Genomic DNA, 14651 nt, shown 5'->3' with positions numbered 1-14651 from the left:
ATGGCATCCGGAGAGCTCAGCGCCGAGGACTTCGCCCGGGTCCTCGCGACAATGCCGATCCCCGCGGTCGACGTCGTCGCCCTGCGGCGCGACGCCGACGAGGAACGGTTCGGCCTCGTGCTGCGGGAGTCGCCGTTCGAGCAGCGGCTGGTCTGGACCCAGATCGGCGGGCGCATCCGGCACGGCGAGACGCTCCGCGACGCGTTGCTGCGCCACATCCACGGCACGCTCGTCGGGGCGGTCGTCGAGCTCGAGGACGATCCGCAGCCCGACTACGTCCTGCAGTTCTTCCCGACCGACCCGCGCATCGCGCCGACGTACGGCGTCGACCCCCGCAAGCACTCGGTCGGCCTGAGCTTCCTGGTCGAGATCGGCGGGGAGCCCGACGTGGTGCCCGGCGGTGAGGGCCTCGAGCTGCGCTGGTTCACCCGCGCCGAGCTGGCCGCGGCCGGCCAGGACCTGTGGCCCGGCACGGGCCGCGCCGTCGAGCAGCTGATCGCTCGCCGCCTCCCCACGACGAAGGGCATCTGGTGAAGACGACCGTCGACCCCCTCTCCACGACCTACACCGACAACCGCGAGGCGATGCTGGCGCGGGTCGCCGACCTCGCCGAGCAGCACCAGGGCGCGATCGACGCCGGCGGTGAGCGCAACATCGAGCGGCACCACCGTCGCGGCAAGCTGACGGCCCGCGAGCGCATCGAGCTGCTCGTCGACGAGGACGCCCCGTTCCTCGAGCTCTCGACCCTCGCGGCGTGGGGCACCGACTTCGCGGTCGGCGCCTCGATCGTCACCGGCATCGGTGTCGTCGAGGGCGTCGAGTGCATGATCGTCGCCAACGACCCGACCGTGAAGGGCGGCTCGACCAACCCGAGCACGCTGCGCAAGGGCCAGCGAGCGGCGCAGATCGCGGCCGAGAACGGCCTGCCGACGATCAACCTGGTCGAGTCCGGCGGTGCCGACCTGCCGACCCAGAAGGACATCTTCATCCCCGGCGGCGGCTCGTTCCGCAACATCACGCGGGCGAGCCAGGACCGTCGACCGACCGTCGCGCTGGTCTTCGGCAACTCGACGGCCGGCGGGGCGTACGTGCCGGGCATGAGCGACTACGTCGTGATGGTCAAGGAGGGTGCCAAGGTGTTCCTCGGCGGCCCGCCGCTGGTCAAGATGGCGACCGGCGAGGTCTCCGACGACGAGTCGCTCGGCGGCGCCGAGATGCACGCCCGCCAGTCCGGTCTCGCCGACTACCTCGCGATGGACGAGCGTGACGCGATCCGCATCGGTCGCTCGATCGTCAAGAACCTCAACTGGCGCAAGGGCGGTCACACGCCCGAGCCGACGTACGCCGAGCCGGTCCTCGACCCCGAGGAGCTGCTGGGCATCGTGCCGACCGACCTCAAGATCCCGTTCGACCCGCGCGAGGTCATCGCGCGGATCGTCGACGGCGGTCCGGACGGAGCGAGCACGTTCGACGAGTTCAAGCCGCTCTACGGATCGTCGCTGGTGACGGGCTACGCCCGCCTGCACGGCTATCCGATCGGCATCCTCGCCAACGCCCAGGGCGTGCTGTTCAGTGAGGAGGCCCAGAAGGCCGCGCAGTTCATCCAGCTGGCCAACCAGACCGACACGCCCCTGCTGTTCCTGCACAACACGACGGGCTACATGGTCGGGGCGGAGTACGAGCAGGGCGGCATCATCAAGCACGGTGCCCAGATGATCAACGCGGTCTCGAACTCGACGGTGCCCCACCTGTCGGTCGTGATGGGCGCCTCCTACGGCGCCGGCCACTACGGCATGAGTGGACGGGCGTACGACCCGCGGTTCATGTTCAGCTGGCCCAACGCCAAGTCGGCCGTGATGGGGCCGGCCCAGCTCGCCGGCGTCATCTCGATCGTCGCCCGCGGAGCCGCCGAGGCGAAGGGGCAGGTCTACGACGAGGAGGGTGACCAGGCCATGCGCGCCTACATCGAGGACCAGATCGAGAAGGAGTCCCTGGCCTACTTCACGTCGGGGATGCTCTACGACGACGGGGTCATCGACCCCCGCGACACCCGCACGATCCTCGGCATCTGCCTGAGCGCCATCCACACCCGCCCGGTCCGGGGCGCCGAGGGATACGGAGTGTTCCGCCTGTGAGCCGCATGATCACCTCTGTCCTCGTGGCGAACCGGGGGGAGATCGCCCGTCGGGTCTTCCGGACGTGCCGCGAGCTCGGCATCCGCACCGTCGCGGTCTTCTCCGACGCCGACGAGTCCGCTCCGTTCGTGGGCGAGGCCGACGTCGCCGTCCGACTGCCCGGCAGTGCCCCGAGCGACACCTACCTGCGCGGTGACCTCGTCATCGCGGCAGCGCTCAAGGCCGGCGCCGACGCGATCCACCCCGGCTACGGATTCCTGTCGGAGAACGCGCAGTTCGCCCGCGACGTCGAGGCGGCCGGGCTGGTCTGGATCGGTCCGGACCCCGCCACGATCGACGCGATGGGCTCGAAGATCCGCGCCAAGGAGCTCATGTCCGCCGGTGGGGTGCCGATCCTCTCGGTCGACCCCGCGCAGGGCTGGATCGGCCCGCTGCTGGTCAAGGCGTCCGCGGGCGGTGGAGGCCGCGGCATGCGGGTCGTCACCGATCCGGACGATCTCGAGGGCGAGCTGGCCAAGGCCGCCGCCGAGGCACAGTCGTCGTTCGGTGACCCGACCGTCTTCGTCGAGCCCTATCTCCCGACCGCGCGCCACATCGAGGTGCAGGTCATGGCCGACGCCCACGGCACGTGCTGGGTCGTCGGCGACCGTGACTGCTCGATCCAGCGTCGTCACCAGAAGGTCGTCGAGGAGGCTCCGGCACCCGACGTGAGCGACGCCGTCCGCACGGTGCTCCACGACGCGGCCCGTGCCGCGGTCAAGGCCGTCGACTACCGGGGGGCCGGCACCGTCGAGTTCCTCGTCGCCGACGCGCACCTCGAGACCGGCACGGTCTACTTCCTGGAGATGAACACCCGCCTGCAGGTCGAGCACCCGGTGACCGAGGAGGTCTTCGGCGTCGACCTGGTCGCCTGCCAGATCGCGGTCGCGGAGGGGCAGGCGCTGGGCCGCGAGCCCGAGGGGCCCGCCGGCCACGCGGTCGAGGTGCGGCTCTACGCCGAGGACCCGGCCGACGGGTGGCAGCCGCAGACCGGCACCGTCCGGACGTTCGAGGTCGGGGGCGACGTCCGCGTCGACTCCGGGGTCGAGTCGGGCTCGGTCGTCGGCATCCACTACGACGCGATGATCGCCAAGGTCGTCGCCCACGGGCCCGACCGCACGACGGCCGTCCGCCGGCTCGACGACGCGCTGCGCCGCACCCGGCTGCACGGCGTCTCGACCAACCTCGACTTCCTGCGGTCGATCCTGCGCGACGAGGAGTTCGGCGCCGCCCGGGTCCACACGGCCCTGCTCGACGAGCGGCTGGAGCAGTGGACGCGGCCGCGGCTCGACGAGGCGGCCGTCCGCAGGCTGGCCTTGGCGGCTGCGGCGGCGCAGGCGTCGTCGGCGAGCTCCACGGCCAGGGTCCTCGGTCGGATCCCGGCGGCGTTCCGCAACGTGCCGAGCCAGCCGCGCACGCGCAGCTACGTGACGCCGGCCGGTGACGAGCTGACGGTGTCGTACTCCGCCGGGCTCGTGCAGCACGACCTCGACGGGGTCGCCGTCGTCGTGGCGACGCCCACGCGGGTCGTCCTCGAGGTCGACGGGGTCACCGAGACGTACGACGTGGCGACCGGCCCGGGCTGGGTCGACGTCGACGGGCCGCACGGCTCGATCGACCTGAGCCCGCTGCCACGGTTCGTCGACCCGGCGGACGCGGTGGCCGAGGGATCCCTGCTGGCCCCGATGCCCGCCGCGGTCGTCAGCGTGGCCGTGACCGACGGCCAGCAGGTGGCCAAGGGTGACGTCATCGTCGTCCTCGAGGCCATGAAGATGCAGCACACCATCACGGCGCCGACCGACGGCGTCGTCACCCAGCTGTCGGTCACCACCGGCGCACAGGTCGAGTCCGGCGCCGTTCTGGCCGTCATCGAAGGAGAAGGTTCATGACCATCGCATTCACCGAGTCCGAGGAGCGCATCGCGCTCCGCAAGGCCGTCCGCGAGCTCGGCAAGAAGTACGGCTCCGACTACTTCCGCGACGCCGCCAAGGAGGGTCGCAAGACGACCGAGCTGTGGCAGGAGGCCGGCCGGCTCGGCTACCTGGGCGTGGCGGTGCCCGAGGAGTACGGCGGAGGCGGTGGCGACATCGGTGACCTCGCCGCGGTCTGCGAGGAGCTCGCGGCGGCGGGCAGCCCGCTGCTGCTCATGGTCGTCTCCCCGGCGATCGTCGGCGTGATCCTGGCGCAGTACGGCACCGAGGAGCAGAAGAAGTCGTGGCTGCCCGGCCTCGCCGACGGCACCTCGACGTTCGCGTTCTCGATCACCGAGCCCGACGCGGGCTCGAACTCCCACGAGATCATCACGACCGCCCACCGCGAGGAGGACGGCTGGCGCATCACCGGCGGCAAGACCTACATCTCGGGCGTCGACGAGGCCAGCCACGTGCTGGTCGTCGCGCGCACGGCCGACGCCCGCACCGGCAACCTCAAGCCGGCCCTGTTCCTGGTGCCCACGGACTCCGCCGGGTTCACCTACCAGGAGATCGACATGGGCATCGTGTCGCCGGAGAAGCAGTTCACGCTGTTCTTCGACGACGTCCGGGTGCCGACCGACGCCCTCGTGGGCGACCCCGACGCCGGCATCGACCAGCTGTTCGCGGGCCTCAACCCCGAGCGCATCATGGCGGCGTCGTTCGCCCTCGGCACCGCACGCCTGGCGCTCAAGAAGGCATCCGCCTACGCCAAGGACCGCAACGTGTGGGGCACGCCGATCGGCGCGCACCAGGCGATCGCCCACCCGCTCGCCCAGTCGTACATCGAGATCGAGATGGCTCGCCTCATGACCCAGAAGGCCGCCGCGCTGTATGCCGCGGGCGACGTCATGCGCGCGGCCGAGGCCGCCAACATGGCGAAGTACGCCGCGGGTGAGGCGGTCTGCAACGCGGTCGACCGGGCGATCCAGACGCACGGCGGCAACGGCCTGGCCAACGAGTACGGTCTGGTGCAGATGCTCGCCGGCTCACGCCTGTCGCGCATCGCGCCGGTCAGCCGGGAGATGGCGCTCAACTTCGTGGCCCAGTTCTCGCTGGGCCTGCCCAAGTCGTACTAGGAGCCGCCATGACGGAGCTGGTCCATCTCGAGGTCGCCGACCAGGTCGCGACGATCACCCTCGACAGCGAGCACAACCGCAACGCCTTGAGCCGCCAGCTCGTCACCGAGCTCGCGGAGCACCTGGCGACCGCCGACGCGGACCCCGACGTCCGTGCGGTGCTGGTGCGGTCGGCGGGGCGGGTCTTCTGCTCCGGCGCCGACCTGGCGGAGGCGGCCGGTGGGGGCATGGTCGAGGGTGCGCAGGCCCTGATCCGGCTCCAGCGCCAGATCGCGACCGCGGCACGTCCCGTCGTGGTCGAGCTGGGCGGCCCCGTGCGCGCCGGTGGGCTCGGCATCGTCGGTGCCGCCGACGTCGTCGTCGCGGCCGAGACGGTCACGTTCGCCCTCACCGAGGTGCGGCTCGGGCTGGCGCCGGCGGTCATCTCGGTCAGCCTGCTCCCGCGACTCACCGATCGCGCTGCGGCCGACCTGTTCCTGACCGCTCGCACGTTCGACGCCGTCGAGGCGGCCGCCATCGGGCTGGTGACCAAGGCCGTGCCCGAGGCGGCGCTCGACGGCGAGGTCGGCCGGGTGCTCGGCGACCTCGTGCAGGGATATCCGCAGGGCCTGCGGGAGACCAAGAAGCTGCTCAACCACGACCTCGTGGCCCGCATCGATGCCCTCGGTGACCAGCTGGCTGCCCAGTCGGCCGAGCTGTTCGGCAGCAGCGAGGCGCGTGAGGCGATGACGGCGTTCCTCCAGCGGCGCAAGCAGTAGGTGCGCCGACGACGGTCGCCCGGCCTCGCCTGATCCGACCCGCCCATGCGGCCTAGTCCGTCCGGGTCATCTTCACCGGATCGACAGCACGCGGGATCGGCCGCGAGTTGACTGAGGGACTCGTCACCATCGAGCTCTCGGGAGCACCGCATGACCTCTTCCCCGTCGGTCGTCGCGCCGCGACGCACCCGTGTCCGCCGACCGCGTGTCCGCCGATCCCTCGTCCAGCGCGTCGTCGGGTCGCTCGTCGCGGCACTGTCGCTCGTCCTCGGCCCCTTGGGCGTCGTCCCCGCCGAGGCGGCGACCTCGTTCGTCGTGTCAGGCACGGTGGGCGGCGAGGGGGCAGGTCCGCTCGCCGACGTGACGGTCGAGCTCCAGCAGTACGACGCAGGGGGCGAGTCCTTCGACACCGTCGCGTCTGCCTCGACGAGCGGCTCCGGTGCCTTTGCGTTCGACCCGGCAGTCTCGGGCGCGACCTACCGGGTACGCGCCCACGGCATCGACGGCTTCGCCACCGTCACGAGCATGCCGTTCACGCTCAGCGCCGACCGGTCCGTGGTCCTGGAGCAGAAGATCGGCGGCTCGCTGTCGGGGCGCGTCGTCGCAGCCGGCACGGGCACGCCGATCCTCGCGGCGCAGGTCACGGCCCTGCCCGTCCTCGGATCGGGCGTCGACGAGGACCGGTCGGTCTCCACCAAGGCCGACATCTCCGGTGCCTTCGTGCTGCAGGGCGTGGCCGCCGGCGTCTACAAGGTCCGCATCACCGACATCTTCGGGATGTACGTCACCGAGTACTACGCCGACCACACCGATCTGGCGACGGCGCAGTCGGTCACTGTCGTCAAGGCGCAGACGACCCCGCTCGGTGACATCACGCTCGCGGTCGGCGCCAGGCTCATCGGGGTGCTCCAGGACGACGCGGGCGGCCGGGTGGTCGATCCCAGCATCACCGCGATCCGGGTCCTGGGCGACGGGTCGCTCGACCGGGACAACGCCTACTCGGCCCTCGTCGACCCGAGCACCGGCGACTACACGGTCGCGGGGCTCCCGGCCGGCTCGTACAAGGTGAGCCTCTCGGAGGGCTCTGACGCCTACTTCGACCAGTTCTACGACGGCGACGCGACCGAGGCGACCGCCAGCACCGTCACGGTGGCGGCGGGCGCGGTCCAGCTGCTCGGACTCTCCCGGCTGGAGCGGACGGCCACGGTGACCGGCACCGTGCACAGCGCGGCGGGCGCACCCCTCGGCGACATCAACGTCGACGCGTTCCGGGTCGTCAACGGCACGGTCGGCGCCCAGGTGGCGTCGTTCGACTACACGGACACGAACGGGGCCTTCACGGTCCGGCGGCTGCACGCCGGCACGTACCGCCTGGTCGTCAAGGACGGCCTGCACCGCTACGTCACGCGGACGCTCGCCGACGTCACCGTCCCGGCGGGCGGGAGCCGGGTCGTCGGCGACGTCGTGCTGCAGAAGGTCGTCGTCAAGAAGTCCGCCTCGGTCAGGGTCAGCGCCACCGGGGGCACGGGCAAGGCGACGTTCGCGATCACGGTCAGGGCCTCGGGTGTCACGCCGACCGGCAAGGTCGCGATCAAGAGGGGCACCAGGACGTTGAAGACCGTGACGCTCAAGGGTGGCAAGGTCACCGTGACGGTCAGGAACCAGCCGAAGGGCCGACGCTCCTACACGGTCGCCTATGCCGGTGACACCCGCGTGCTCGCCAGGAGCGTGACCACGAGCAGGATCACGATCAGGTAGCCGGGGGCGGCGTCGTACCGATCCACGATGTGGATCCGGGCGACGTCCGCGATGCGCCGGGCCTAGTCTCGCCGTACGGTCGAGTGGCCGAATCGGAGGAGACACATGCGGCACGCGATCAAGCTCATGGTCCTGGGTCTGCTGGCCCTGGTCATGCTCCCGGTGGGGTCCGCCCAGGCCGCGGACGACCGACCCCTGGTCAGGGTCGGCACGGAGGGCACCTACCCGCCCTTCACGTTCCACGAGTCGGGCGACAACGAGCTGACCGGCTACGACATCGACGTCATCACGGCGGTCGCGAAGAAGGCCGGCTGGCGCCTGCAGTTCGTCGAGACCCAGTTCGACGCGATCTTCGCGGCCCTGGAGTCCGACCGGATCGACGTCATCGCCAACCAGGTCTCGATCAACCCCGAGCGCGAGGCGAAGTACGGGCTCTCCGAGCCCTACACGTACTCCCGCGGCGTCATCGTCGTGAAGACCGGCACCCAGGGCATCACGACGCTGGCCGACCTGAAGGGCAGGACGACGGCGCAGTCGATCACCAGCAACTGGGCGGGCGTCGCCAAGGATGCCGGTGCGAAGGTCGAGGGCGTCGAGGGATTCGCCCAGGCCGCGGCCCTCGTCGTGCAGGGGCGGGTCGACGCGATCGTCAACGACAACATCGCGGTGCTCGACTACCTCAACACCACGGGCTCCGACGAGATCGAGATCGTCGGGGACGCCGGCGACGAGGTGAGCCGCCAGGTGCTCGCGTTCCGCCAGGGCGACCCCCGCCTGGCCGAGGCCGATCGGGCGCTCGAGGAGCTGCGCGCCGACGGCACGCTGGCGAAGATCTCCGACACCTACTTCAAGGCTGACGTCTCGGTCGAGAACGGCGGCGACGTCGACGTGTCGGGAGGTCGACAGACCAGGAGCGACGCCGAGGTCGTCCGGGACGCCGCGTGGCCGATGCTCAAGGGCCTCATCAAGGTGTCGATCCCGATCACGATCATCAGCTTCGTGATCGGCCTGGCCATCGCCGTCGTGGTGGCGCTCGCGCGCATCTCCGGCAGCCGCGTCCTGTCGGGCCTGGCCCGTGGCTACGTCTCGATCATCCGCGGCACCCCGCTGCTGGTGCAGCTGTTCATCGTCTTCTTCGGCCTGCCCGAGATCGGGATCGACTTCCCGTCGTACGTCGCGGGCGTCGTCGCGCTCAGCCTCAACGTCGGCGGCTACGCGGCCGAGGTCGTGCGGTCGGCGATCCTCTCGGTGCCGAAGGGACAGTTCGAGGCCGCGGCGACGATCGGCATGGGCTACTGGCAGACGCTGCGTCGCATCGTCTTCCCGCAGGCTGCGCGCACCGCCGTGCCGCCGCTGTCGAACACCGCGATCTCGTTGTTCAAGGACACCTCGCTGCTGTCGGTGGTCCTGCTCACCGACGTGCTCCGGGAGGCGCAGAACGCTGCCGCAGCCGCCCAGGTGTTCCTGCCGCTGTACGCGTTCGCGGCCCTCTACTACTGGATCGTCTGCGTGGTCATGTCCTTCGTGCAGGGCAGGCTCGAGACCCGACTGAACAGGTTCGTGGCGTCATGACCGACCCCCTCGTCCGCGCACGCGGCATCCACAAGTCGTTCGGCGACAACCATGTGCTCCGCGGCATCGACTTCACCGCCGACGCAGGCACGACGACCGCGGTGCTCGGGCCCTCCGGCTCCGGCAAGACCACGATCCTGCGATCGCTCAACGTCCTGGAGACCCCCGACGCCGGCACGGTCGGGATCGGTGACGTCGAGATCGACTTCTCGACCCTGCCCGCCGGCAAGGCGGGGCGCGCCGCCTCGTCGCGGCTGCGGGCGCAGAGCGGCATGGTGTTCCAGTCCCACCAGCTCTTTCCCCACAAGACGGTGCTCGAGAACGTCGTCGAGGGCCCCGTGCAGGTGCAGAAGCGTCCGGTCGACGAGGCCGTCGCCGACGCGCGCGCCCTGTTGGACCAGGTGGGCCTGGCGGACAAGGCCGACCAGCACCCGTTCCAGCTCTCCGGCGGCCAGCAGCAGCGGGTCGGCATCGCCCGGGCGCTCGCGCTGAAGCCCCAGGTCGTCCTGTTCGACGAGCCGACCTCCGCGCTCGACCCCGAGCTCGTCGGCGAGGTGCTGTCGGTCATCAAGGACCTCACCACCCAGGGGTGGACGACCGTCATCGTCACGCACGAGATCAGGTTTGCCGAGCAGGTCGCCGACCAGGTGCTGTTCCTCGACGGCGGGGTCGTCGTCGAGAGCGGCCCACCGGCGCAGGTGATCGCCGATCCCCGTGAGGAGCGGACGCGCCAGTTCCTCCAGCGCATCCTCAACCCGACCTGAGCCTGGTCTGTGTCAGGTCAGTCGAGATCGGCCGGGAATCCACCCGGCAGGTTGCACAGCACGTTGGTCGACGCCGTGGCGAATGCCGGGTTGGTCGAGCCGCTGACCTGCGTCGAGATCTCGAGGTACCGGGCGAAGGTGTAGGTCGAGCCCGACTTCTTGTAGAGGTTCATCTCGATCGTGGCCGGCACCTCGTCCCAGTACAGGACGGCGCTCGTGCGGCTCTTGAGGACGCTGTCACCGCTCGTCTCGGCGGAGAAGACGCCCTGGGCGAAGGTGTCGCTCGACGAGGTGTCGGGCACGCCGGCGAGGGTGATGACGGACTTGCACTGGTGGCGCAGGTCCCACGTGGCGCGGCCACCTGAGAGGAACCGCGATCCGTTGAGGTTCGCGTAGTCCTCGCGGTAGCTGAGCGGATCGGCGTACTGCACGACGCCGGCCTTGACGCTCCGGGTCAGGTTCTCGAGCACCTGGTAGGCGTAGTTCTTGAAGGTCTTGGAGCTGCTGCCGGCCGCGCGCGATCCCGATGCCGCCTTGACGACCTTGACGCGTGCCGTGCCGCTGTCCTGCGGGGTGAACGACTTGGAGAACGTGCTCGACGAGCTCAGGGTCGACCTGCCGAGGTAGTGGTACTCGCCGTCGGAGTCGCTGGCGTAGTTGATGTAGACCTTGACGGTCTTGCCCGGTGACGCGGGAGACACCGAGCCGGTCACCCGCTGCTTCTCGCCGAGCTCGATCGAGCCCTTCTCGAGCTTGGTGGTGACGGTGAACTTGTGGGACGCCTGGGCGGCCGAGGCGAAGCCGAGGCCCAGGGCAAGGCCGGCGACGAGGACGAGGATCTTGCGCATGTCAGTGGTCCGTTCAGGAGGGGTGGCTGCTCGCGTCAGGCGAGGTTGGGATCGATCTCGGCGCCGGGCAGGTTGCAGTGCAGATAGGTCGCGAGCAGCCCGTACCGCGGCTCGACCCCGCCCTGCTCCTGGGTGGCGATCTGGAGGTACCGGGCGAAGGTGTAGCCCGAGTCGGTCTTCTTGTAGAGCTTCATCCGGATGGTCTCGCGGTCGCCGGTCTGCTGGAAGGGGCCTTCGTGCTTGACGAGAACGGCCCCGGTGGCCGTCGCCCTGGCGAAGTAGTTGGCGGACGCCTGCGTGCCGGTCGAGCTGTCGGGGACGCCGCCGTAGCCGACGAACTCCTTGCACTGGCCCGACGTGGACCAGCGGGCCCGACCGTTGCCGCCCTGGAAGCGGTAGCCGTCGGTCGAGTCGAGGCCGCCGATCGTGAAGGTGTCGTCGTTGGCCACGACGCCGCTCTCGATGGTGCGGGGCAGGGTGCTGAGCCGGCGGTAGCCGTAGTTCTTGAAGCTGTTGGTGCTGCTGCCCGACGCGCGGGAGCCGGACGCGGCCTTGACGACCTTGATCTTCGTGGTGCCACTGTCGGTCGGCGTGAACGACTTGGAGAACCTGCTCGACGCGCTCAGGGTCGACTTGCCGAGGTAGTGGTACTCGCCGTCGGAGTCACTGGCGTAGTGGATGTAGACCTTGACGGTCTTGCCCGGCGAGGCCGGCGAGACGGAGCCGGTCACCCGCTGCTGCTGGCCGAAGGTGAGCGACGTGTCCTCGAGCTTCGAGGAGACGGTGAACTTCTTGGCCGCCTGGGCGGACGGGGCGAGGCCGAGGCTCAGGGCGAGGGCGGAGATGACGACGAGGATCTTGCGCACTCTCGCAGGCTAGGACCGTTTCGAGCCGTCGGGGGTGTCTCGCCGTTCTTTGGGTGAAAACCCCACCCCGTGCCTACGGGTTGATCACGGGGTACGTGCAGGACACCATCGGACGCCCGAGGATCATGGTGACCTGCTGATTGTCGTCGACGGTCTGCCCGTCCATGTCGTCGTGCGCCTTGACGGCGAAACGCAGCTTGCCACCCGACGTCATGAGCTTCTGCACCGAGCTGGGTGCGGTGTACTGCTCGCCGTAGAGCGGCTGCCACTGCGGCACGAAGAACGTGCTGCCCAGACTCACCGCGAACTCGCCGTCCGTCGTGGCGTTCGAGGCCCGCGTCATCTTGAAGTTGAACTGCAGGCAGGTGTAGCCGGTGAAGTCGAACTCCACGGTCGACCCGCCGTCGACCAGGTAGGACTGGTCGTACTTCGTCCCGTACGCCGGGATCGCATCCTGCACGTAGGTGACGCCGGGCTGACCGGGGACGTACTCGTTCATCGCCTCGACGAACTGGAAGACGCGGATGTGGAACGTCTTGGTGGTCGTCGCGTAGCCGCTGCCGCCGCCCTTGACGATCTCGATCTTGTAGATGCCGGCGTTGTCGTGGCCGGGATCGAACGTCCGGGTGAAGTAGCCGCTCTTGCTCAGCGTGACCGACCCGAGGAGCTTGCGCGTCTTGGCGTTCGTGGAGGTGTTGGTGGCATAGATCTTGACCGTCCCGGTCGAGGCGACCTTGCCGCGCTTGACGTAGCCCTTGATCCGCGTCTTCTGTCGTCCGTCGTCGGTGTCCTCGCTGACGTCGAGCGCGGTGTCGTTGTAGCTCTTGGCGGGGTCGGTCTTGCCGGCCGGGGCAGGGTTGAGCACGATCGAGTACGTCCTCGTCGCCGCCTCTGCGGGCGAGAACAGACCCAGCAGCACGGTGGCTCCGGCGAGGGCGATCAGGGCCTTGCGCATGGTGGGCACCTTCGGTGAGCAGGTCGGGTGGAGGGTCATGGGGTGGGCACGGCCTGGCCGACGACGGGATAGGTGCACGAGGCCATCGGGCGCCCGAGGACGTAGCGCAGGCGGCGCTGGTCGTCGACGGTGTCGGGGTCGCCGTCGCTGTAGCGCGAGACCCGGACGGTGACGTCGGCGCTGCTGCGCATCTTCTTCTGCGTCGTCCTCGAGGGCTCGTAGTGACGCTGGCCCTTGCTCATCGACCGGGTCGAGACGAGGGTGTCGGAGTTGAGCAGGACGGCGAACTTGCCGCCGACCTTCGACTGGTGGGAGATCCCGATCTTGAAGTTCAGCTGCATGCAGTTGTAGCCGGCCGTCCGGAAGACGGCCCGCGAGTCACCGTTGATGAAGTACGACTGTCCGTAGATGCTGTTGCGGCCGAACTTCTCCTTGTCGGCCTCGCCCACGCCGCCCCTGCTGGCACGCACGCTCGCGTCCGTGTCGTAGACGTTGCGCATCTCGACGAACTGGAAGACCCGGATCCGGAACGTCTTCGTGGTGCCGGCGACGTCGCCGCTCGCGGCCTTGACGATCTCGATCCGGTAGACGCCCGCGTGGTCGTGGCCGGGGCTGAACGCCTTGGTGAACACGCCGGACGACGACAGGGTGGCCGAGCCGAGTCGCACGCGCGGCGCATCGGCCAGGTTGGTGTTGGTGGCGTAGATGACGACCCGCTGACCCTTCACGGGCCCGCCGGACACCCGCCCGCGGATGGTCGTCTTCTGGCGGCCGTCATCGGTGTCCTCGCTGACGTCGAGCGCGGTGTCGTTGTAGCTCTTCGTGGTGCTGGTCTTGCCGGCCGGAGCCGGGTCCAGCGAGATCTTGTACGTCCCCGCCGCCTCGGCCGGGCTCAGGACGCCGATGGCCACCGCGGCGGCGGCCAGCAGGATGAAGAGCTTGCGCACGATCGGGACACCTCAGGGGAAGAAGAGGGACTTAGGTCCCCTCAGGGTAGGTGCGACCAGTCGATCGGCGCGGAAACTCCGGAGAATTGATCAGGAAGGACTACTGATCCTCCGGGTCGTTCGTGAGCGGATAGGTGCACGCGGCCTTGGGGTTGCCGAGGATGAACTTGGTCTGGTCGGCGTTGCCGTCGGCCTGGATCTGGACACGCACGACCTGGGTCGCGTTCATCCGAGCCTGCTGCTCCTTGGACGGCTCGCGGAACTTCTGGCCCTTCTCCATCTGGCCACTCATGATCGTCGTGTCGCCCTGGTAGACGCGGAACGCGTGTGTGCCGCCTGCCGAGTCGTTCGCCATCCCGATCTTGAAGTTGATGCGGAAGCACTTGTAGCCCGCTGTGTCGAACACCGCCGTGGTGTCCCCGAGGATCTGGTAGGCGGTCGACCAGTAGTCGTCGCCGACCTTGCCGGCCTTGTCGACGCGCGTCACCCGTGGGTTGTCGTCGTCGTAGAACCTCGCGAGGTTCGTGTAGTTGAAGACCTGGACGCGGGTGTAGTCGAAGCCTTCCTTCCTGCCAGAGCCGGCCTTCTTGACGGCCTTGATCTTGTAGCTGCCGCCCTCGACCGGCTTCCAGACCTTGTCGAACCGTCCGGACGACGAGAGCGCGTCCGAGCCGATGTAGACGTACTTCTTGTCGGTCGAGCTCTCGTTGCTGGCGTAGAAGTAGATGCGCTTGCCCGAGACGGGACCGCCGGTGACGCGCCCCTTGATGTGGGTGCTGCGGTTGGATCCGTCAGCCGAGGTCAGGTCGAGCTTGTCGTCACTCACCCCGGCACTGACGGAGTAGGAGCCGGCGGCGTGGGCCGCGCCCAGCGGGGCTGCGACGAGGGCGGCGGAGGCGAGGAGCAGGAGTGTCGTGCGCACAGGGATCACCTTGACTGGTGGGGAGTGTCGTCTCCCCG

General features: G+C 69.4%; 13 protein-coding genes. 8 read left to right on the top strand and 5 right to left on the bottom strand.

Going from position 1 to position 14651, the window contains the following annotated elements; all coding sequences use genetic code 11:
• The 8 genes from HQK15_RS03490 (at position 1) to HQK15_RS03455 (ending at position 10075) form a co-directional block, all read left to right on the top strand.
• Positions 1-534, top strand: a complete 534-nt coding sequence (locus tag HQK15_RS03490) for a DUF4916 domain-containing protein (protein ID WP_173490019.1) — start codon at positions 1-3, stop codon at positions 532-534.
• 50 nt (positions 535-584) lie between these two features.
• Positions 585-2135 (top strand): acyl-CoA carboxylase subunit beta, encoded by a 1551-nt coding sequence (locus tag HQK15_RS03485; protein ID WP_173491073.1) that lies wholly within the window; start codon positions 585-587, stop codon positions 2133-2135.
• Between the two features lie 5 nt (positions 2136-2140).
• A complete protein-coding gene (locus HQK15_RS03480; RefSeq protein ID WP_173490018.1) occupies positions 2141-4063 on the top strand; it encodes an acetyl/propionyl/methylcrotonyl-CoA carboxylase subunit alpha in 1923 nt (640 codons plus the stop codon).
• Positions 4060-5223: an acyl-CoA dehydrogenase family protein gene (locus HQK15_RS03475; protein ID WP_173490017.1), complete on the top strand. Its 1164-nt coding sequence runs from the start codon at positions 4060-4062 to the stop codon at positions 5221-5223. The genes HQK15_RS03480 and HQK15_RS03475 overlap by 4 nt, the downstream gene beginning before the upstream one ends.
• 8 nt (positions 5224-5231) lie before the next feature.
• Entirely contained in the window at positions 5232-5981 is a 750-nt protein-coding gene (locus HQK15_RS03470; RefSeq protein ID WP_173490016.1) for an enoyl-CoA hydratase-related protein, read from the top strand.
• A gap of 150 nt (positions 5982-6131) precedes the next feature.
• Positions 6132-7739, top strand: coding sequence for a carboxypeptidase-like regulatory domain-containing protein (locus tag HQK15_RS03465; RefSeq protein WP_173490015.1), 1608 nt, complete (start codon positions 6132-6134; stop codon positions 7737-7739).
• A gap of 105 nt (positions 7740-7844) precedes the next feature.
• Complete coding sequence (locus HQK15_RS03460) at positions 7845-9311, top strand: ABC transporter substrate-binding protein/permease (protein ID WP_173490014.1); 1467 nt, start codon at positions 7845-7847, stop codon at positions 9309-9311.
• A complete protein-coding gene (locus HQK15_RS03455; RefSeq protein WP_173490013.1) occupies positions 9308-10075 on the top strand; it encodes an amino acid ABC transporter ATP-binding protein in 768 nt (255 codons plus the stop codon). Before HQK15_RS03460 ends, HQK15_RS03455 begins: the two co-directional genes overlap by 4 nt.
• 17 nt (positions 10076-10092) lie before the next feature.
• Here HQK15_RS03455 and HQK15_RS03450 read toward each other — a convergent pair whose 3' ends face one another.
• From HQK15_RS03450 to HQK15_RS03430, 5 genes are all read right to left on the bottom strand, one after another.
• Complete coding sequence (locus HQK15_RS03450) at positions 10093-10923, bottom strand: hypothetical protein (RefSeq protein ID WP_173490012.1); 831 nt, start codon at positions 10921-10923, stop codon at positions 10093-10095.
• A 35-nt stretch (positions 10924-10958) separates the two neighbouring features.
• On the bottom strand, positions 10959-11789 hold the full coding sequence (locus HQK15_RS03445) for a hypothetical protein (protein WP_173490011.1): 831 nt from the start codon (positions 11787-11789) through the stop codon (positions 10959-10961).
• A 73-nt stretch (positions 11790-11862) separates the two neighbouring features.
• Complete coding sequence (locus HQK15_RS03440) at positions 11863-12744, bottom strand: hypothetical protein (RefSeq protein WP_173490010.1); 882 nt, start codon at positions 12742-12744, stop codon at positions 11863-11865.
• Positions 12745-12779: 35 nt separating this feature from the next.
• Positions 12780-13691, bottom strand: a complete 912-nt coding sequence (locus tag HQK15_RS03435) for a hypothetical protein (protein WP_173490009.1) — start codon at positions 13689-13691, stop codon at positions 12780-12782.
• A gap of 100 nt (positions 13692-13791) precedes the next feature.
• Complete coding sequence (locus HQK15_RS03430; RefSeq protein ID WP_173490008.1) at positions 13792-14613, bottom strand: hypothetical protein; 822 nt, start codon at positions 14611-14613, stop codon at positions 13792-13794.
• Between the last annotated feature and the right edge of the window lie 38 nt (positions 14614-14651).

The sequence above is a fragment of the Aeromicrobium stalagmiti genome (assembly GCF_013283745.1).
Lineage (GTDB): Bacteria > Actinomycetota > Actinomycetes > Propionibacteriales > Nocardioidaceae > Aeromicrobium > Aeromicrobium stalagmiti.
The sequence above is the reverse complement of the archived record's forward strand: the minus strand, read 5'-3'. Positions and strand labels throughout refer to the sequence as shown.